This window comes from Nocardioides marmorisolisilvae (assembly GCF_031656915.1).
GTDB classification, from domain to species: Bacteria; Actinomycetota; Actinomycetes; order Propionibacteriales; family Nocardioidaceae; genus Marmoricola; species Marmoricola terrisoli.
The window spans coordinates 2,839,394-2,857,302 of the sequence record NZ_CP134227.1 but is presented as its reverse complement, the minus strand read 5'-3'; the positions used below and the strand labels follow the sequence as shown (position 1 = coordinate 2,857,302).

The 17,909-nt window shown below is 67.6% G+C and carries 15 protein-coding genes; 3 read left to right on the top strand and 12 right to left on the bottom strand.

Translation table 11 applies throughout. The features are described 5' to 3' along the window. Positions 1–69: 69 nt before the first annotated feature. Genes Q9R13_RS13720 through Q9R13_RS13710 form a run of 3 tightly spaced genes read right to left on the bottom strand, consistent with a single transcriptional unit; the run spans position 70 to position 3,048 of the window. Positions 70–606 (bottom strand): hypothetical protein, encoded by a 537-nt coding sequence (locus tag Q9R13_RS13720; protein WP_310961735.1) that lies wholly within the window; start codon positions 604–606, stop codon positions 70–72. Then, complete coding sequence (locus Q9R13_RS13715) at positions 599–1,795, bottom strand: XRE family transcriptional regulator (protein WP_310961734.1); 1,197 nt, start codon at positions 1,793–1,795, stop codon at positions 599–601. Before Q9R13_RS13715 ends, Q9R13_RS13720 begins: the two co-directional genes overlap by 8 nt. Next, positions 1,792–3,048, bottom strand: a complete 1,257-nt coding sequence (locus Q9R13_RS13710; RefSeq protein WP_310961733.1) for a 7-cyano-7-deazaguanine synthase — start codon at positions 3,046–3,048, stop codon at positions 1,792–1,794. Before Q9R13_RS13710 ends, Q9R13_RS13715 begins: the two co-directional genes overlap by 4 nt. A gap of 89 nt (positions 3,049–3,137) precedes the next feature. Between Q9R13_RS13710 and Q9R13_RS13705 the strand changes: the two genes are divergently transcribed. Both Q9R13_RS13705 and Q9R13_RS13700 read left to right on the top strand, forming a co-directional pair. Next, complete coding sequence (locus Q9R13_RS13705) at positions 3,138–3,521, top strand: hypothetical protein (protein WP_310961732.1); 384 nt, start codon at positions 3,138–3,140, stop codon at positions 3,519–3,521. Positions 3,522–3,866: 345 nt separating this feature from the next. Next, the gene (locus Q9R13_RS13700) at positions 3,867–5,492 is read left to right on the top strand and encodes a hypothetical protein (protein ID WP_310961731.1); all 1,626 of its coding nucleotides are present in this window, start codon (positions 3,867–3,869) and stop codon (positions 5,490–5,492) included. A gap of 471 nt (positions 5,493–5,963) precedes the next feature. Here the strand turns inward: Q9R13_RS13700 and Q9R13_RS13695 are convergent, their stop codons facing one another. From Q9R13_RS13695 to Q9R13_RS13660, 8 genes are all read right to left on the bottom strand, one after another. Next, a complete protein-coding gene (locus Q9R13_RS13695; protein WP_310961730.1) occupies positions 5,964–6,257 on the bottom strand; it encodes an addiction module antidote protein in 294 nt (97 codons plus the stop codon). Next, positions 6,250–6,561: a type II toxin-antitoxin system RelE/ParE family toxin gene (locus tag Q9R13_RS13690; RefSeq protein ID WP_310961729.1), complete on the bottom strand. Its 312-nt coding sequence runs from the start codon at positions 6,559–6,561 to the stop codon at positions 6,250–6,252. The genes Q9R13_RS13695 and Q9R13_RS13690 overlap by 8 nt, the downstream gene beginning before the upstream one ends. Positions 6,562–6,585: 24 nt before the next feature. After that, positions 6,586–7,764, bottom strand: a complete 1,179-nt coding sequence (locus Q9R13_RS13685) for a tyrosine-type recombinase/integrase (protein ID WP_310961728.1) — start codon at positions 7,762–7,764, stop codon at positions 6,586–6,588. 320 nt (positions 7,765–8,084) lie between these two features. Continuing rightward, positions 8,085–9,002 (bottom strand): HNH endonuclease, encoded by a 918-nt coding sequence (locus Q9R13_RS13680; protein WP_310961727.1) that lies wholly within the window; start codon positions 9,000–9,002, stop codon positions 8,085–8,087. 84 nt (positions 9,003–9,086) lie between these two features. Continuing rightward, a complete protein-coding gene (gene nrfD, locus Q9R13_RS13675; protein ID WP_310961726.1) occupies positions 9,087–10,097 on the bottom strand; it encodes an NrfD/PsrC family molybdoenzyme membrane anchor subunit in 1,011 nt (336 codons plus the stop codon). Then, positions 10,094–10,996 (bottom strand): 4Fe-4S dicluster domain-containing protein, encoded by a 903-nt coding sequence (locus Q9R13_RS13670; RefSeq protein ID WP_310961725.1) that lies wholly within the window; start codon positions 10,994–10,996, stop codon positions 10,094–10,096. The genes nrfD and Q9R13_RS13670 overlap by 4 nt, the downstream gene beginning before the upstream one ends. Beyond that, positions 10,993–14,247, bottom strand: coding sequence for a formate dehydrogenase (fdh, locus tag Q9R13_RS13665; RefSeq protein ID WP_310961724.1), 3,255 nt, complete (start codon positions 14,245–14,247; stop codon positions 10,993–10,995). The genes Q9R13_RS13670 and fdh overlap by 4 nt, the downstream gene beginning before the upstream one ends. Further along, a complete protein-coding gene (locus Q9R13_RS13660; protein ID WP_310961723.1) occupies positions 14,247–15,179 on the bottom strand; it encodes a hemerythrin domain-containing protein in 933 nt (310 codons plus the stop codon). The genes fdh and Q9R13_RS13660 overlap by 1 nt, the downstream gene beginning before the upstream one ends. Positions 15,180–15,306: 127 nt before the next feature. On the opposite strand from Q9R13_RS13660, the gene Q9R13_RS13655 reads away from it, so the two are divergent. Beyond that, positions 15,307–16,275 (top strand): formylglycine-generating enzyme family protein, encoded by a 969-nt coding sequence (locus Q9R13_RS13655; protein ID WP_310961722.1) that lies wholly within the window; start codon positions 15,307–15,309, stop codon positions 16,273–16,275. On the opposite strand, the gene Q9R13_RS13650 is transcribed toward Q9R13_RS13655, so the two are convergent. Next, a complete protein-coding gene (locus Q9R13_RS13650) occupies positions 16,256–17,896 on the bottom strand; it encodes a sulfatase-like hydrolase/transferase (protein WP_310961721.1) in 1,641 nt (546 codons plus the stop codon). The two genes, Q9R13_RS13655 and Q9R13_RS13650, sit on opposite strands and share 20 nt — an antisense overlap. Between the last annotated feature and the right edge of the window lie 13 nt (positions 17,897–17,909).

The window sequence follows — 17,909 nt, the reverse complement described above, 5'->3', positions numbered from 1 at the left end:
GAAAGACGCTCCTCGAGTGTTAGGAGTATTGGCTTGTCGCGTGTGCGGCGATCGAGAACCGAGCTCTCGTTACTCCGCGAGCTCACGCGCAGACATCCACCACGACAGCTCGGGGTCGTCGTGTGGCGGGCGGAAACTGGCATGAGATTCCACTCGGCGTAGTGCTCGCGCAACCTCGTCGTCGGGTAGTGCCATCGAAGTGGTCAGCGCCCTGAGGGTCTCTGCGGTGCCTCGAATGCGTGCGTTCGGTGCTTCCCTGCCTGCAATCTTGCGAGCGGTGCGGTCGTCGGTCACGAGCTCTAGCTGTCGGAAATGCGAGATGGCTAGAGAAGCCGCTTCACCATCACCGAGTTGCCTTGCGAGTCGCACATAGAGTTCGAGCTCGGGATCACCATCGAGCCTAATGGCCGGGATGGCTTCGACATCGATCTGAACCTTGACGCGTTCGCCGTCGATCTGTTGATGGAGGAACAGCGTTTCCGAGGCTGCCTGTTCGACGATGTAAATGGGCCGCTCGAGGTTTGCAGAAATGGACTCGAGAGCGAATGCGGCAGCTAGGTTGATACATCCGCAGGCGTCCAGGAGCAGAGGATCGCCGTTAGTCACTGGCCTGGGTTTCGGGTTCCGGCTCCCAGAGCCACCGTTGCGTTTCCCCCTCGTGCGCGACGTCTTGACTGCCCGCCAGACGATGCACGACGTCGCGCGCTGCGACTCGATCAAGTCTGAGAAGGCGGGCGAGGCGACCCTCCGACAATCGACCCTCAAGGAAGGCCTCCACGGCGAGATACTGGGCCCGTTTCGGCACCGTATCTTCGTCACGCGACTGGATTGCTATGCCGAGGGTGTCTCGGGCTTCCTGAACCTTGAGTCCGCGCTGGACGAGGCTGTCCCACCAGCCGCCAGCCAGCAGTTCGAGGTCCTCTAGACGGAGTGCCATGGCTTGGGCGGAGACTTCGTAGGCGGCGCCGAGCTGGAGTACGTCTACTGCGGTAACCGTTCCTCCACGCTGCCGTCTGGCCTGCTGGAAGCGCCGGATGAGCCCGTCCTTGGGCATGAGGAACGCCGCCGCGAATGCCTCGGCGGTCTGCTCGTCCCGCGACCTACCGGGGACCACGCTCGTGACCTCGGCTGAGTAGCGATGCAACAGGAAGTGGCCGTACTCGTGCGCAAGCGTCCAGCGCTGGCGCTCGAAGGGGTGGCGTGAGTTGATGCCGATGCACGCCCCGACAGGTTCGACGACGGCGAATAGTCCAGCAACGGCTGAGGGCATGGACAGCGAGAACACCCGGAGGCCCACATCGCTCTCGAGCACCTGTCGTAGATTCGACAGTGGTCCGTCGCCGAGGCCGAGGCGCTTGCGTTCCTCGTCTGCGGCCAAAGTGGCGGCAGCCGCTAACGAGAGGCCGGCCACGTCGTATTCGTCGGGCCAACGGCGCTGGGTAGTCAGACCTTCGCTGAGCTCAAGTTCGTGAACATCGTCGGCCAGGCGCTGTAGCTCATCGACAGCGGCCTGAGTGTCGCGCGAGCCTTGCTCGGCGGCACGGAATCTCGCCGTGAGTGCCTCAACAGGTGGCGTGTCTCGCACTAGTTCGTGCACGTCGCGTCCATAGAGGCGGGCGAAGTCAACGAGTTCGGCAGCCGCCGGCACTCGTTTGCCTTGCTCAACAGCAATGAGCGTTGGTCGGCTCACACCGATGCCGGCGGCGGCGTCGGCCTGGGACATCCCGCGTGCGCGTCGCGCCTCTCGCAGACGTGCACCCAAGACTGGCAGCGGCACGTCGCTTGCAACGGTCATGCGAGCACCGATCCTCGGTCTATTTGGGGCAGGAAGCGACTGATGTTCGGGTCAGGGAATGACCGCCACTCCTCGACATAGGTGGCGAGCAAGTCACGCAAGTTGTCATGGGCAAGCTCCGACTCGAGAACGTGCCGGAGGTCCGGGAACTGTCGAAGGAGGGCGCTGTCTTCGGTTGAGCGGAGCACGGCGTCGAAGGTAGCGGCTTGCCAGAGCACCTCAGGCAACCGCCACCTCGGCTCTCTCTTGTCAGAGTCGATGAGGTATGGAAGGGCGTCCCAGTCGGAGCGGCCGGCCGCATGAAATGAGACGCGGCGAAGCAAGCACGACGTGCAATGGCCGCAGCGCTTCTCCAACGGGCCACGTCCAGCGGCCGCGTTGTCGCAGGACTGGCTGTGTCCGCACGCCTCACGCGCTTCCGGTGGCAGAGCACGCACCATTTGCCCCTTGGTCGAGGTGAGGAACGGGTTGTCGATCACGAACTCCGTGCCCGTCACTTCGCTGATTAGCGCAGCCATCAGTCGCAGGGACTTCGGATGGACTGCTCGACTCGTCATGACGCCGGACTGAGCGCCCGTTAATGGCAGGTTGAGCGCGCCAATGCCGTTCTCGGCCACCACGAGCCGTCGAGTCCCGCGCTGCAGCGCCGCAGCCACGCCGACGCCGAGGAAGACCAGTCCTCTCGTTCGGCGAGTCGGTTCATTGTCGCTCACTCCTCCGCTGACTACGGAGAACAGCACTGGGGAGTAGCGAATGTCCCCCAGCTGGGTCAGCGCCGCATGGGCTCGGCGTTGGTAGCTACCCATCACCGGGTTGGTTACGACGCCAACCCCGAGTATGGGAGTCTCTGGGAGAAGCAGCGCGGCGCCCGCCGTGGCGTCCAAGCCGCCACTAAAGAGCATCACCGTACGCTCGACTGGGTCGATGTTCAGCTGACGCTGGGTCGCCTGCTGAGCGCGGCTGACTCCTACGAATTGGATCTGCCAATCATCGTCAGTCAGCCAGGTCAGCAGTTCAGTTGCCTGGTCCAAGGCTGGTGCGCTGGACCAGAGGTCGACACTGGCAACGGGGACCTCGATTTCAAGGGTTCGATGCCAGTTGGGGTTGTCTGGATCCTTGCCCCGAGGTCGGTTTCGATCGGCCAGGAAGGCTTGCTCGCAGAGCGACAAGAGATCTGACACCAGCGCGGAGACGCCGCCGTCGAGGTCGAGTATGTAGTCGTCGTTGCGGTTGACGTGGTGCGCCTTCGTCACGCGCGCCCACCCATTGATGCGGGCTCGCTCAACAGGTCCGCGGTCGACGACCTCTTACGACCCGGTCGCCGCAGGCCCTTGCCATCCGGGTGACTCACCAGGCTTCGCGCAAGCACGTCCATGCGGGCCGTTTTGACGCACATCGTCATGAACCGCTGAGCCTGCCCATAGTTGGCGAACTTTTCCTGCGCGACCAGAAGAGGCATGACTCGTTCGAACACCTCACGTCGAACCAACTCCCCGAGCCTGACGGCAACTTGAGTTTCATCGACGGCGTCGGCATTCAGCAGGTCCTCAAGGCCTGGGCGGGCGAGCCCGCCAGCTTTACGAAGCTCCGCTGCGAGGCTGTGCTCGATTCGCAGAGCGCACTCTTCCGCTGGCAGGCCATCACGCAACGCCGCAGCCAGATTTCGCCACCGTCGCGCCACTCCGCGGGTGAATACATCGCCGTCTGGCATGACGACCTCCTTTGACACTGTCAAAGCAGAATGCGCGTTCTGCCAAGGTGATGTCAAGCGACGCGCCGAGGTTGGGGTAGCGAGAAGGCGACATCAGTGGTGGGCGCAGGGCGTCAGGCTCGAAAGGTCGAGGTGCCGTCGCAGTGGTCGCAGACGTCGAGGTGGTCGCAGTGCCTGGAGGGGGACGACTCGGTGTCCGCTTGTGGGTTGCACGCTCACAAGGAATCGACTGGCTCACCACGGAGCCGGCGCCCGGCAACTGCGCTGTAGTCTCAGCCCCGAGGGCACGCAGCCGGTAGTGCTCCGTCATCCTGAGAAGGTGCCGAGCTGACACCCGAAGCGCCAGATACTCCCGGAACGTTGAAGAGACTCGCCGACGACGAGCCGGAGCGTCACGACGTCTTCCTCGGCTTGGTGGCGCCAATCGGTTCCAGCCGGGCCCAGGTCGTCAAGGCGCTCATCGCGACTCTTCGCCCATACGACTATCGCGTCGAGCACGTCCGACTCGCTGACCTGCTCGACGCGGTGGCTCCGACCGCCGACCCGCTTCCTCGCCTCACGGATCGCGGGTACTACGAGGCGCGGATGGACGCGGGCGACCGATTGCGCCGAGGAGCTGGAGACGACAGTGCCCTAGCCGCAATGGCCGTTGCGCGTGTCGCGAGCATTCGCCAGCCGAGCGAAGGCGACGGTCCACAGCCCACCTGCTTCGTATTCGACAGCCTCAAGCACCCGCGTGAAGCAGACCTGCTGAAGAGTGTGTACGGCACGGCGTTCTGGCTCGTCTCCATCGTGGAGGACAGCGCCGTTCGCACGACGAACCTCGCAGACGTCCTGGCCAAGCAGGAGGGGAGCTTCTCGGCCGCCCCGGAGGCACGCGCCGCCGCCCTGATCGCACGCGACGAAGCTGATCCCGACGCAGCGCATGGTCAGCACGTCCGGGACGTGTTCTCTGAGGCCGACTTCTTCCTACCCGTCCAACGGGGTGGTCAGTGGCGCCGGGAGGTGGAGCGATTCGTGCGCGGTGTCTTCGCGGCTCCGTTCCTGACACCGACCGCGGACGAGGAGGCGATGCGACATGCCCAAGCGGCCGCACTGAGGTCCGCTGCCATCGGTCGACAAGTTGGTGCGGTCATCGTTCCCCGGTTGGGTACACCGTATTTGCCAGGGACGAACGAGGTGCCGAGGCCCGGCGGCGGTCAGTATCGGGAGGGCGACGAGCCCGATCACCGCGACTTCCAGGCTGGGGCCGACCCCAACCCTGCCTACACCGAGCGGGTCATCCGAGAGCTGATCGATCGCCTTGCGAAGGCGCGGTACTTCACTGAGGAACGAAACGCGGCCGGCGGCAATGCGATCTTGCGCGAGGCGACCGCACCCGACGCCAACGGCAGGTCCGTGCTGGACGGAACTCGCGCGAAATCGTTGATCGAGTTCACCCGCTGCTTGCACGCGGAGCAGGCCGCGATCGTCGATGCCGCCAGAAGCGGAGTGGCGATCGCCGGGGCACGCCTGTACACCACTACCTTTCCGTGCCACGAGTGCACCAAGTTCATTATCGGCGCTGGGATCGTCGAGGTGCAATACATCGAGCCCTATCCGAAGAGCCTCGCGGGGGATCTCTTTGGCGACCTGATCGATACGGTTCCTCCGCTGACTGTGCGCAGGGTGGAGCCCACGAACCTCGAGCGTGTGCCGTTCCGACCGTTCGTGGGCTTCGGTCCGCATCGGTATGACGATGTCTTCCGGTCCGGTGAGCGGCGGGTTGGAAACGGGATCGCTGAACATGACCCTGGTTCGGCGTGTCCGGTGGGTTTCGGCTGGAGTGACGTCGCCGTCCAAACGAAGGAGAGCGAGGTTGTCCTGGCGATCACCTCGGTGGTGCGTCGGTTGCGTGAGCAACCGCCCGAGTCGAAGGCAACTGAGTCAGACGACAATCTTGATGACGGCGACGACTCCACATCAACGAGCACTGTCGGTGCTTGATCCTAGGCTTCGTAGAAGTTCAAACCGTGAGTGAGGGAAACGAGATGGCCATGAATCGAGAGCCTGATTGGTTGATGTCTCAAGCGGCGTACTCCGTCAGTTGGTTGAAGGCACTGCCTGCCAAGACGCTTTCTCCCACCTCTCGGAACTTGATTGCCGAGGCGTGTGGTTGGGGCGAACTCACCGAACCAGCATCGCTGACCGTCGTGGCACCATTCCAGGGAGAAGTCTCTAGTCGCCGTAGTCGATCAAAAGAGGACCAACCGCCCGCCGACGGGTCTGTTCAACTCCCTCTCGTCGCACCGGTCTCAACCAGCGCCGACGAGCGTTAGCAGAGTCCGTCAGCCGTACGCCGCCACACCGTCGACCTTGAATCAATCCTGTGGGTAGCCCTATCTGGGCGGAAGGACGCTCGTCGCACCGCTGCTCTGGCCTTGCTGCCCCTAACGCTTGGGTCCGTCGAGGTGACCGTCAGGCGACGGAGTGGAACTCCAGTTTAAGCCCGAGAGCCCGAGCCACCTTGTAGATCGTGGCGAAGCTCGGGTTCCCGTTGTTGGAGAGAGACTTGTAGAGGCCCTCGCGGCTCATGCCGACCTTGCGGGCAAGATCGCTGAAGTTCTGGGCCCGTGCGATCACGCCGAGAGCATGGGTGATGAAGGCAGGGTCGTCGCCGGCCTCCTCGAGGACGGCCTCGAGGTAGTAGGCGATGTCCTCGAGTGACTTGATGTGATCTGCCGAGTCGTACGGCGTGAACCTCTCAGCCATCGTGCTTCCACTCCTTCGCAATCCGTTTGGCGTTCTCGATGTCCTTCGGCTGTGTGGACTTGTCGCCACCACACAGGAGAACGACCAGCGTGTCGCCGCGCTTCTGGAAGTAGACCCGGTATCCCGGCCCGTAGTCGATCCGCATCTCCGAGATGCCAGCGCCGACTGGTCTCACGTCGCCCGGGTTGCCGGCTGCGAGCCGATCCACCCTGACCTGGACACGCATCGCGGCCCTGCGGTCGCGCAAGCCGTCCACCCAGCGGAGGTAGGTTTCGCTTTCAAGCATCTTGGTCTGTTGTGTCAACTGTAGTTCACACGTCCCAGCTTGTCACGACGTGCGGTCGGCGGACCACGCCTCGTACGTCTGACCGATCTTCTCGGCCAGCGCCTTGTCGCGGTCGAGGGTGGCGTGTTGGTAGATCGCCATCGCGGCCTGCGAGGCGTGGCCGGCGCGCGCCTGGAGCTCGGCGGCCGTCGCTCCGTGCTGGCCGGCGAGCGTGAGGGCGGTGTGCCGGAGGTGGTGGATCGTCAGGTCGGGTCGGCCGGCCGCCTCGCGGGCCGGACGGTAGCGGTCCATCAGGAAGCGCACGCTCATGTGGTCGGTTCGGTCGCCGGGGAAGAGCAGCCCGGTCGGGCCTTCGGCGGTGTGCTCGAGCAGGTGCTCCTGGAGCATCTTCACGAAAGGCGGCGGGACGTGGACCGTGCGCACCCCGCTCCTCGTCTTCGGCGAGCTGATGTGGCGGCCGCAGTCGGGACAGGCGCCCTGTGTACCCGGATCTGCGTCCTTGTCGACCTTGCGGGTGACGTCGATCCGACCGGCCACGCCGTCGACGTCCGAGCGGCGCAGCTCCAGCAGCTCGCCCTCGCGCAGACCGACGAATGCGGCGAGCACGATCAGCAGCCTCAGCCGCTCGGGCATCGCGTCGATGATGACGGCCAACTCGTCGAGGGTCGCTGGGACGGCGACATTCCTCACCGGCGCCGAGCTCGCACCGCGCACCTTCGGCGGCGCGCGGTCGATGAGCTCCTCCTCGGCCGCGGCCTGGAGCAGTGAGCGGAGCAGACGGTAGGCGGCTGCGTTGGTCGCCTCGGTGGTCGGGTCGAGGGACGCCCGCCACCTCTTGATGTCCGTCAGGGACACGTCGGTCAGTGGTGTCTCCCCGAAGTACGGCAGGATCCGGTTCGCCAGCAACTTGCGATAGCCCCGGATCGTGGTCGGCCGCAGCGAGCGCTCGGACAGGTACCGCTCGGCGAAGCCCGCCACCGTGTTGAACGCGGCATCGCGCTGCCGCTTCTCCTCGGCCGCGCGCCGTGCCTGCGGCGGCGTCCACTCGTCCCGATCGATCAGCCCCCGCTCGCCGACCAGCCACGCTTCGGCGTCCATCCGGGTCGCCAGCGTCCGCGAGTAGCGGGTCCCGTCGGGCATCGCATAGCGCGCGCGGTAGGTGACCGTGCCGGACGCGCTCACGCGCCGCTCGACCTCGCCGAAGCCGCGCCTTCTGGCCATCCCGAGACCTCCGTTCCCAACCCCATGCTGCGTTGGCATAGGGAGTCCCTGCGGGGGACTGGTGGGGGAAACTATGTCACTGTGGGGGAATCTTTGGCTACCACAGACCGCGTTTTCTCTGCTCTTAGGCACTATTCAACCGACCTCCGGGGCGCTTTGCAAGCAGGGGGTTAGGGGTTCGAGTCCCCTTGGCTCCACTCACGGAATCTCTTCACAGATCACACCCTTGGCTCCACTCACTGCGATGTCCCGAGGCACCGTTGAGAGCTGATCGGACGCCCGCAGCGGGCAGGATCAACCGGCTGGCTTCGTCGGATGACTCAGCTGGCGTTGAGGAAGGTCTGAAAGCGCTCTTCGAGTAGAGATCGATCGGGACGGTCTGTGCGGCGGTCCGGCAACACCATCAGGCGCTTGCCATGGAACTCTTGGATCCCATGACGCAGCATCGGGCCGTCGACTTCTTCGAGGACCTTTGCGTTGATACGCACTTCGTACGTGGGTGTGATCCCAAGGATCCGACGGTCATATGCCGCGTGGTGCATCTTGCATAGGGTCAGCCCGTTGGTCACGACTGGTCGCCCACCGCTGCTGTCTTCCTGGATGTGTGCCGCATCGAGCAGGTCACTGTGACGGAAGGAGCAGACTGCGCACGAGGTCCGGTACGCCCGCAACACCGCAGCCCGGAAGGGTCGCTGGTGAAGGCGGAGCTTGGTGAGTTGCTGCCGATACGAAGGGTCGAGCTCAAGCTCTGTGGAAGGCCAGATGATGTCGGGCTGGGGCACCGTATCGATGTCCACGACGAACTGCAGCTGAGTTCTCTCCTCGCTCACGAGGTAGATGGGATAGAGCGCGCTGTACCCGCCGCCCTGGACGCCGAGCCACCAGATCAACGGTAGGCGTTCGTGCATCGCCGTGCGCAGGGCCCGATTCTGAAAATGGTGGGGATCGTCTCCGCGCATCTTGTACCGGTAGAACCCGTCGGTGCCGACGGCATCGTCGTACGGGCGATCGGAGCCATCCGGGCGGTAGACCGTCCTGATCGCGAGAGCGGCGGCGAGTTGCCCCGGTTTCCAGATTCCCTGCTGGGTGGGCATCAGCCGGATGGACTCGCCGGCCAAGGTGAGGTTAGTGGTGTCCTTCTGGCTGAAGGTCTCCCTACCGGCGGCCCGTTGGCTGTCGAGCCACGCGAAGGCAGCGTGCCTCACGGCCAGCTCTCGCAATCGCTCGTCCGGGCTCACATGCGGATCATCTCAAGATCCTGGAGCGTCCACGATCGTTCGCCGAAACCCACCAGAGGCTGCCCGGCCAACCGCCGGGGAGGATCAGTGCGAGCCCGACGCCGCATCACGTCGCTCCCGCTGCGGAACGACGGTGTATTTCGGGTCACGGACCGACTGGACACCGGCGGCGAAGATGCCGAAACGGGTGAGGGCCGATCCGACGACGAGGCTCGCGCCGGCGGCCAGCCGGGCGGGACGGGAGCGGGCGGTGGCGGCCAGCGCCGCGCCGGCGAGTGTCAGGCCCTCGGCGGCGTGCATCAGCCACTTCGCCCGACCGGTGCGGTAGGCCTCCTCGACGATGCCCATCCGCCGCTGCATCAGCCTGCCGAGGGCCACCTCCGTGACCGCACCGGCCGCCCCGAGCGCGCGCACCGGTCCGCTCTCGATGGCCGGTGCGGCGAGGAGACCTACCCCCGCGGCTGACGAGACCGCACTGCTGGCGAAGACGAACGGCATCAGCTCGTGCCCGTCGTGCCAGGCCGGCACCGCCGTGTCCGAGATCAGCACCCCGGTGTACGTCGCCACCGCCGGCCCCAGCACCGCGGTGGCGGCCGTGGCGATCGCGCCGATCGGTCGAGCTCTACCCGTGGCCCGGCTGAGCGCGGCGACGGTGCTGGTGGCGGAGAAGGCCCCCAACAGCCAGGCGCCGACATTCATCGGCGAGGTCAGCTTGACGACCCGCAGCATGGTGAGGAACCGCGACGGCCGGCCCAGGTCGTGGATGAGCAGACCCAAGGACACCTGCGCACCCCCCGCGGCCGCGTAGGTCGCGGCCCGCGCCAGGCCGGGTCGCCCGGTCAGCGCGGCCGCCCCGGCGACTGCACCGCTCGCGCCGGCGAGACCGCCGAGGAACAGGTAGCCGCCGATGTCGATCGGTGACCACACCACGTCGTTGAGCACCGGCAGGTCGTAGTAGGACCGGAACTCCGGCTCCTCGCGTCGGCGCCGACGTCGTGGGCCGCCACCACCGGGCGGGACGTTGACACCGACGGTGGCCTCGGTGTCCGGGCGGGCACCCTGCAGGCCGTCCTTGGTCGTCGCCGAGCTGGTCACCGGGCACCGCCCGTCACGAAGGCCACCGCGACCGCCGCGGCCAGCGCGCCGGTCGCCGCCGCGGCCCGGCGCCACATCCGGGGCAGGTCGCGGGTGGTGACCACCGGGTCCGGCGGAAGGCCGTAGACCTCGGGCTCGTCGAGGAGCAGGAAGAAGGCGCCGTCCCCGCCCACGCCGTCGTCGGGATCATTGCCGTAGAGCCGGGCGTCCATGACGCCGTCGCGGTGCAGCTGCTGCACCCGCTCGTCGGCCTTCGCCCGGAGCTCGTCGAGCGGGCCGAACTGGATCGAGTCGGTCGGGCACGCCTTTGCGCACGCCGGCTCCTGGCCCACGGAGAGCCGGTCGTAGCACAGCGTGCACTTCCACATCCGGCCGTCGTCGGGTCGTTGGTCGATCACGCCGTACGGGCAGGCCGAGACGCAGTAGCCGCAGCCGTTGCAGATGTCCTCCTGCACGACCACGGTGCCGAACTCGGTGCGGAACAGTGAGCCTGTCGGGCAGACGTCGAGGCAGGCCGCCTCCGTGCAGTGCTTGCAGACGTCGGAGGCCATCAGCCAGCGCACCCCCTCGGCCTGACCCGGCTCGCCGGCGCCCGTCTGGGGCTGCTCGCTGCCCGTCACCTGACCCGCCATCGGCTTGGTCTGCTCGATGAACGCCACGTGCCGCCAGCTGTCGGCGCCCAGGCCCTCGGTGTTGTCATACGACATGCCGGTCCAGTTCAGCCCGTCCTCGGGGATCTGGTTCCACTCCTTGCATGCCACCTCGCAGGCCTTGCAGCCGATGCACACCGAGGTGTCGGTGAAGAAGCCCATTCGCGGCGGCGGGTCGTCGTACCCACTGCCCTTCGCGGCGTCCTGCCCGTTGCGGAGGCCGGGCATGTCCAGCCAGGTGAGGCTCATCGGCGGGTCTCCATTCCGGTCTCCATTCCGGTCTCCGGGGTGATGCCGGCGCGACGCTGGTAGTCCAGGACGTACTCGACCCGCTCCTTGCCGCGTGGCCGGCGGCCGGGCCGGATGTCGCAGGTCAGCGCCTTCACCTCCTGGATGTGGATGTTCGGGTCGCAGACGATCGCGGTCAGGTCGTTGGCCGAGTCACCGGTCGAGTAGCCGTTCGTCCCCCAGTGGTAGGGCAGGCCCACCTGGTGCACGGTGCGGCCCATCACCCTCAGCGGCGCCATCCGAGGAGTGACCATGACCCGCGCCTCGATCGCGTTGCGTGCCGTGACGATCGTGGCCCACTCGCCGTGCTCGAGGCCGCGCTCTCGCGCCAGCTCGGGTGAGACCTCGCAGAACATCTCCGGCTGCAGCTCGGAGAGGTACGCCGACCAGCGCGACATCCCGCCAGCGGTGAAGTGCTCGGTCAATCGGTACGTCGTGGCGACGTAGGGGAACACGTCCGCACCGGGGTCGTCGCCGCTCGGCTGGTAGCGGTTGTGCTCGTGCGCGTAGAGCTGCCGGACCGGGTCGCGCTGCTGTGCGTAGAGACCGTTGGGCACCGGTGACTCCTGCGGCTCGTAGTGCGTCGGCATCGGACCGTCGACCAGACCGGCCGGCACGTAGAGCCAGCCCTTGCCGTCCGGCTGCATCACGAACGGGTCGATGCCGGAGAGCGCTTCGGCCCGCGTCGCGCCGGCCGGCGGACGGTAGTGCGGTCCCTTGGCGGCGCTGAAGTCAGGGATGTCGTGGCCCTGCCACAGCGCCTTCTCCTCGTCCCACCAGACCAGCGCCTTCTTCTCGCTCCACGGCTTGCCGTCCGGGTCGGCGGAGGCACGGTTGTAGAGGATGTGTCGATTCGCCGGCCACACCCAGCACCACTCCATGCCGAGCCAGTTGTCCTCGGTGGCGGGCTTGCGACGCGCGGACTGGTTGACGCCGTCGGCGTACACCCCGCAGTAGATCCAGGCACCGCACGCGGTCGAGCCGTCCTCGTTGAGCTGTTCGTACGACGCCAGCGGGGCGCCCTTGGCGTCGTACCCGTTGATCTCGGCGATCACCGCCTCGGCCTTGGGCTCGTCGATCGAGCCTTCGACGGGGTAGTCCCAGGTCAGGTCCAGGACCGCACGGTCGATCGGGTCGGCGGAGCCGGCCAGCTTCTCGCGGATGATGCGGCCGAGGTGGTACATGAACCACAGCTCGCTGCGGGCATCTCCGTCCGGCTCCTTCGCGGCGAAGTGCCACTGCACGTGCCTGTTCGCGTTGGTGAACGTGCCGTTCTTCTCGGTGTGCGAGGCCGCCGGTAGGAAGAACACCTCGGTGCCGATGTCGGAGGTCGCCAGCTCGCCGCTGTCGATCTCCGGGCCGTCCTTCCAGGAGGTGGCCGACTCGATCAGCGAGAAGTCCCGGACCACCAGCCAGTCGAGGTTGGCCATCGCCATCCGTTGCATCTTCGCGTTCGCGGAGCCGACAGCCGGGTTCTCACCGAGCAGGAAGAAGCCCTTGCAGGTGCCGTCAAGCTGCAGCATCGTCGTGTCGTAGGTGCTGTGGCTCCCGGTGATCCTGGGCAGATGGTCGAAGCAGTAGTCGTTCTCCTCTCGTGCGTGCTCGCCGAACCAGGCCTTGAGCAGGCTGACCGCGTAGGCGCGGCAGTCGGCCCAGTAGCCCTTCTCGGTACGCTCGCCCTCGATGTACTCGTCGAGACTGCCGTGCTGGTAGGCGTGCGGCATCGGCAGATAGCCGGGGAGCAGGTTGAACAGCGTCGCCATGTCCGTGGAGCCCTGGATGCTGGCGTGCCCGCGCAGGGCCTGGATCCCACCGCCGGGCCGGCCGATGTTGCCCAGCAGCAGCTGGAGGACGCCGGCCGCCTTGATGAACTGGGAGCCGGTGGTGTGCTGGGTCCAGCCGACCGCATAGGCGAACGCGGTGGTGCGCTCCGGTCCGGACGAGTCGGTGATGGTCCGGCAGACCTTCTCGAACAGATCGGGCGGGATGCCGCAGACGTCCTGCACCATCTGCGGGGTGTAGCGCGCGTAGTGGCGGCGCAGCAGGTTGAGCACGCAGCGCGGGTGCTGCAGGGTCGGGTCGTCCTCGGGCTGGCCGCGCATGCCGGCACCGCCGGAGCCGTGCGACTCCGCGTGCCCGGCGCTCTTCACCGCGGCGAGCTCGTCCCGGTAGGCCTGGTCGTGAGGCCGCTCCTCGGACCGACGCTCGACGCCCTCGAGCTGCCAGTTGTCGTTCTCGTAGGCCTGCTCGCCCTCGTGCAGCCCCGAGAACAGCCCGTCGAGGTCCTCGGTGTCCTCGAACTCCTCCACGACGATGTGGGTGGCGTTGGTGTAGTTGACGACGTACTCGTGGAACCACAGGTCGTTGTCCAGGACGTACTTGATGATCCCGCCGAGGAAGGCGATGTCGGAGCCGGCCCGGATCGGCACGTGGATGTCGGCCAGCGCGCTGGTCCGGCTGAAGCGGGGGTCGACGTGGATGAGGGTCGCGCCGCGGGCCTTCGCCTCCATCACCCATTGGAAGCCGACCGGGTGCGCCTCGGCGAAGTTCGAGCCCTCGATCACGATGCAATCGGAATTCTGCAGGTCCTGCATCGCGGTGGTGGATCCGCCGCGGCCGAACGACGTGCCCAACCCGGCGACGGTGGCGCTGTGGCACAGCCGGGCCTGATTCTCGACCTGGATGATCCCGAGCGAGGTGAACAGCTTCTTGATCAGGTAGTTCTCCTCGTTGTCCAGCGTCGCCCCGCCGAGCGAGGCGATCCCCATCGTGCGGTGGGTACGCCGCCCCTCGTGCTCCTCCTGCCAGGTGTCGCGGCGGGTGGCGATGACCAGGTCGGCGATCCGGTCCATCGCCTCGTCGAGACTCATCTCCTCCCAGTCGGCAGCCCCGGGACTGCGGTGCAGCACCTGGTACTTCCGGGCCGGGCCGGTGGCGAGCTCGAGGGTGGCCGAGCCCTTCGGGCAGAGCCGTCCACGACTGATCGGCGAGTCAGGATCGCCCTCGATCTGCACGATCTCGTCGTCCTTGACGTAGATGTTCTGGGCGCAGCCCACCCCGCAGTACGGACAGATCGACTTGACGACCTTGTCCGCGGTGGCGGTGCGCGGCCGGAGCTCGGCGGAGCGCCGCGACTTCGCGCCCTTGCCGCGGGCGAGCGGGTCGCCCGCCTTCCACTGGGCCAGCACGGGCCACCCGATCGAGACCGCCACTACTCCTCCTCCTTGCCCTTGCGCTTCGCGGGCCGCTCGCCCATCGCGTCCCGTGCCTTGTCCAGCGGTGCGGCGCCGGCCGCCGCCACCTTCGCGGCCATGCCGGTGCCGGCCGGCGCATGTGGGTGCGGGCGGGTGGGTGCCTTGGCGATCTTCTTCTTGATGGTGCTGCCGACCTTCGCCCGGACGTCGTCGGGCATCTGCTCCTTGACCTTCAAGAACACCGTGTCCTCGTAGGCGACGTGGGTGCGCAGCGCGAGCACCAACTGCTCGACGAGCTCGTCGAACTCGTCGTCGCCGCCCGGCTTGCCGTCGAGTTCTTGGAGCAGGTCCTTGCCGCGCTGCTCCTGCTCCTCGGCCCCGGCCGCCAGATCCTCACCCTGCTCGAGATGCTCGCGGACCGCGGGCCAGAAGTGCGCCTCCTCCATCGACTCGTGCTGGGAGAGCCGGACGCGCATCATGTCGACGATCGAGACGCGTCGCTGCTGGTCCTCCTCGGAGCCACCGACGCGTACGCCGGGGATGGCCTCGAGCTGCTCCATCAGGAACTTCACCTGGCCGTGCTGATGGCCCAGGACGTCCACGACGTCGTCGGAGTCGCTGTCGTCATCGATCGGCGGCGGCTCCGCCGTACGCCGTCGGGCCGCGTCCTGCATCGGTCCGTCCGCCGCGGCGCGAGCCTTGAGCCAGCGGTCGACGACCTCGTGCTCGGTGGGCACCTCGGTGGGCGGGTTCGACAGTGCCTGGCTGCCGTGCATCAGCAGGTCGCCCCGCTCGGAGAGGAACTCGGGTCCCACGGCGTCGCTGCCGTCGGCAGGTCGGCCGGTCACGATCAAGTAGGCCTGGCCCGCGGGGATCTGGGCCTCGTCGCCGATCTCCTCCCAGCTGCGGCCCTGCCGGTGCAGAGCCAACAGGCGGTCACGCAGGGCCACGGTGTCCTCCTCCTCTCAGCGTCCCGGGGTGGCCGCCGAGATTGGCGGGTCGTACCCGGTGCCCTGGATTTCGAACCCGGGCCGTTCGCCCTCCATGCCGGGAAGTGCGGGCGTACGCTCACCGTCGATGTCCTGCTGCGTACCACCCCCGGACCGACCGGCGCCCCAACCGGCGGCCCGAGCGGCGAGCCCGGCCGGCGGCACGGACGCCCGGGCGCAGCACCAGCGTCGGCGCAGCACGAGGGGCCAGGTCGCGGTGCCTGCGGGCAGCTTCGCGATGGGCGATGCCTTCGACGAGGGGTACGACGGCGACGGCGAGCGACCGGTGCACCGGGTCGGCCTCGATGCGTTTCACCTCGACGCCACCACGGTCACCAACGCCGAGTTCGGGCGCTTCGTGAAGGCGACCGGTCACGTCACCACGGCCGAGCAGTTCGGGTTCTCCGCGGTCTTCCACCTGGCCTTCGCCGGGGACCGGTCAGACATCGTCGGACAGCCCGCCGCGACGCCCTGGTGGTACGCCGTCCGGGGCGCGCAGTGGCGCCATCCGGAGGGGCCCGGCAGTGACATCGCCAGCCGGTCGCACCACCCCGTCGTGCACATCTCCCATGACGACGCGACGGCGTACGCCGCCTGGGCCGGCAAGCGGCTCCCGACCGAGGCCGAGTGGGAGTACGCCGCTCGCGGGGGGCTGGACGGGGCGCGGTTCCCGTGGGGTGACGAGCTCACCCCCGATGGCATGCACCGCTGCAACATCTGGCAGGGCGAGTTCCCCGAGCACAACACCCTCGCCGACGGCTACCTCACCACCGCACCCGCGCGGGCCTACCCGGCCAACGGCCTCGGGATCTTCCAGAGCGCGGGCAACGTGTGGGAGTGGTGCGCGGACTGGTTCGACCCGGGCTACTACGCCACCAGCCCCGAGCACGATCCGCAAGGACCGGCGGCCGGGTCGGCGCGGGTGATCCGCGGCGGCTCCTACCTGTGCCACCACTCCTACTGCCACCGCTACCGGGTGGCTGCCCGGTCGAGCAGCCCGCCGGACTCGACGGCTGCCAACCTCGGCTTCCGGTGCGCTACGAGCGGCTCGGGCTGACCGGGTAGAACGCCTTGGGGCAGGTGTTGGCGCGGCAGGCGTGGTACTTCCTCGTCAGTCGCTGCAACTGGTGGAGCTGGTCGACCCACGCCGGCCGGCGCTGCAGGGAGTGCAGCTCGTAGGGGTCCCAGGACCGGTCGTACATCTCCTGGGCGCCGCGGTGGTAGCGGATGTAGGTCCACTTCCCGACCCGCACTCCGGTGTAGCGCTGCTGTCGCCCGTTGTGCACCGCCCAGCCCTCGATCGGGATCACCCGCAGCTGCGTCGGGGCGTTCAGCCACGGCATCATGTCGACTCCGTCGAGCGGCCGCAGCGACGTGGTCCGCGCCAGCGCGAGGATGGTGGCGGCGATGTCGGGGTTGGTGATCGCGGTGCGCACGACCTGGTGGCGTGGCACGCCCGGACCCCGCATCAACGCGGGGATCCGCAGGATCTCGTTGTAGTGCCACAGCTTGCCGTCGTAGTTGTGCTCGCCGGTGACATAGCCGTTGTCCGAGGTGAACATGACCACGGTGTTCGCCAGCTGGTGGGTACGCCGCAGCACCCGGATCTGGCTCGCCACCGCCCGGTCGACGCCCCGGACCGCCTCGATCCGTCGTTCGAAGACGATCCGCATGGCCGCCTTCTGACGGGCGTCCAGCCGATGCCGGGCCACCGAGATCCGCGGCTTGTCACGGGTGTCCCGCTCGAACATGTCGGGCCGACGGGGGAGGTGGATGCCGGCGTACCGGTTGAAGTCGCTGGGCGCCGGCACCGTGGTCTGGTAGGCGGCGTTGGTGCCACGGTCGATCCGCATCGGGTCTCCGCGCTGGACCGGGGCGCCGACGTGCGGAGCGACGTAGTTCACCCACAGGTACCACGGCTTGTGGCCGCGATGCTGTCGGATCAACTGGTCGGCCTGGTCCCGCACGGTGAACGTGGAGTAGCGGTGCGAGGGCACCAGCCGGCCGTTGACGTTGACCGTCTGGTTGAAGAAGTCGTAGGTGCCGATGGCCAGTCCCCGCCAGTCGGTCCAGCCGGGCGGCACGTAGCGGGGGTCGTGGTCGCCGTACCCGTTGAGGTACTTGCCGGTGAACAGCGTCGCGTAGCCGTTGCGCTGCAGCGCGACCGGAACCGTGTCGGTGTCCCGGAAGGCGGGGAACCCACCGCGGGGACCGGAGATGGTGACGGCGCCGTGGTTGTGTGCGTACTGGCCGGTGAGCAGCGACGCGCGTGCCGGTACGCAGATCGGCGTCGGCGCGATCGCGTCGGCGAACGTCACGCCGTGCGAGCCGATCAGCTTGCGCACGTGCGGCATCCAGGGCAGGTCCAGGATCGAGGCGTCGTCCGCGGTGATCAGGAGGATGTTCGGCCGCCGGCCGCTGGCGTGCCACGGCGGCGTCGGTGTGGTGCTCGAGGGGAGCACCCGGGTGTCACGGCCGTCCGGCGGGGTCGCGTGGACGGCGCCCGGGGCCTCGGCGCCGCTGAACGCGACGACCTGTCCGGCGCGCCCCCCGGCCGGGGCGGTGGCGGTCGGCTGGACCGTGGCGCAGCCGGTCAGCAGGGCGCCGACCGCCATCGCGGCCAACGTCGACCTGCGCAGCGTCGACCTGCGCAGCGTCGACCTGCCCGGCTGCCCCATCGACCTGTCCCTC

Bases quoted from the DNA above. Each gene is read 5' to 3' on its own strand.
- Q9R13_RS13650 (WP_310961721.1), bottom strand. From the start codon at position 17,896: ATGGGGCAGCCGGGCAGGTCGACGCTGCGCAGGTCGACGCTGCGCAGG.
- Q9R13_RS13695 (WP_310961730.1), bottom strand. From the start codon at position 6,257: ATGGCTGAGAGGTTCACGCCGTACGACTCGGCAGATCACATCAAGTCA.
- Q9R13_RS13670 (WP_310961725.1), bottom strand. From the start codon at position 10,996: ATGAGCCTCACCTGGCTGGACATGCCCGGCCTCCGCAACGGGCAGGAC.
- Q9R13_RS13715 (WP_310961734.1), bottom strand. From the start codon at position 1,795: ATGACCGTTGCAAGCGACGTGCCGCTGCCAGTCTTGGGTGCACGTCTG.
- Q9R13_RS13685 (WP_310961728.1), bottom strand. From the start codon at position 7,764: ATGGCCAGAAGGCGCGGCTTCGGCGAGGTCGAGCGGCGCGTGAGCGCG.
- Q9R13_RS13655 (WP_310961722.1), top strand. From the start codon at position 15,307: ATGTCCTGCTGCGTACCACCCCCGGACCGACCGGCGCCCCAACCGGCG.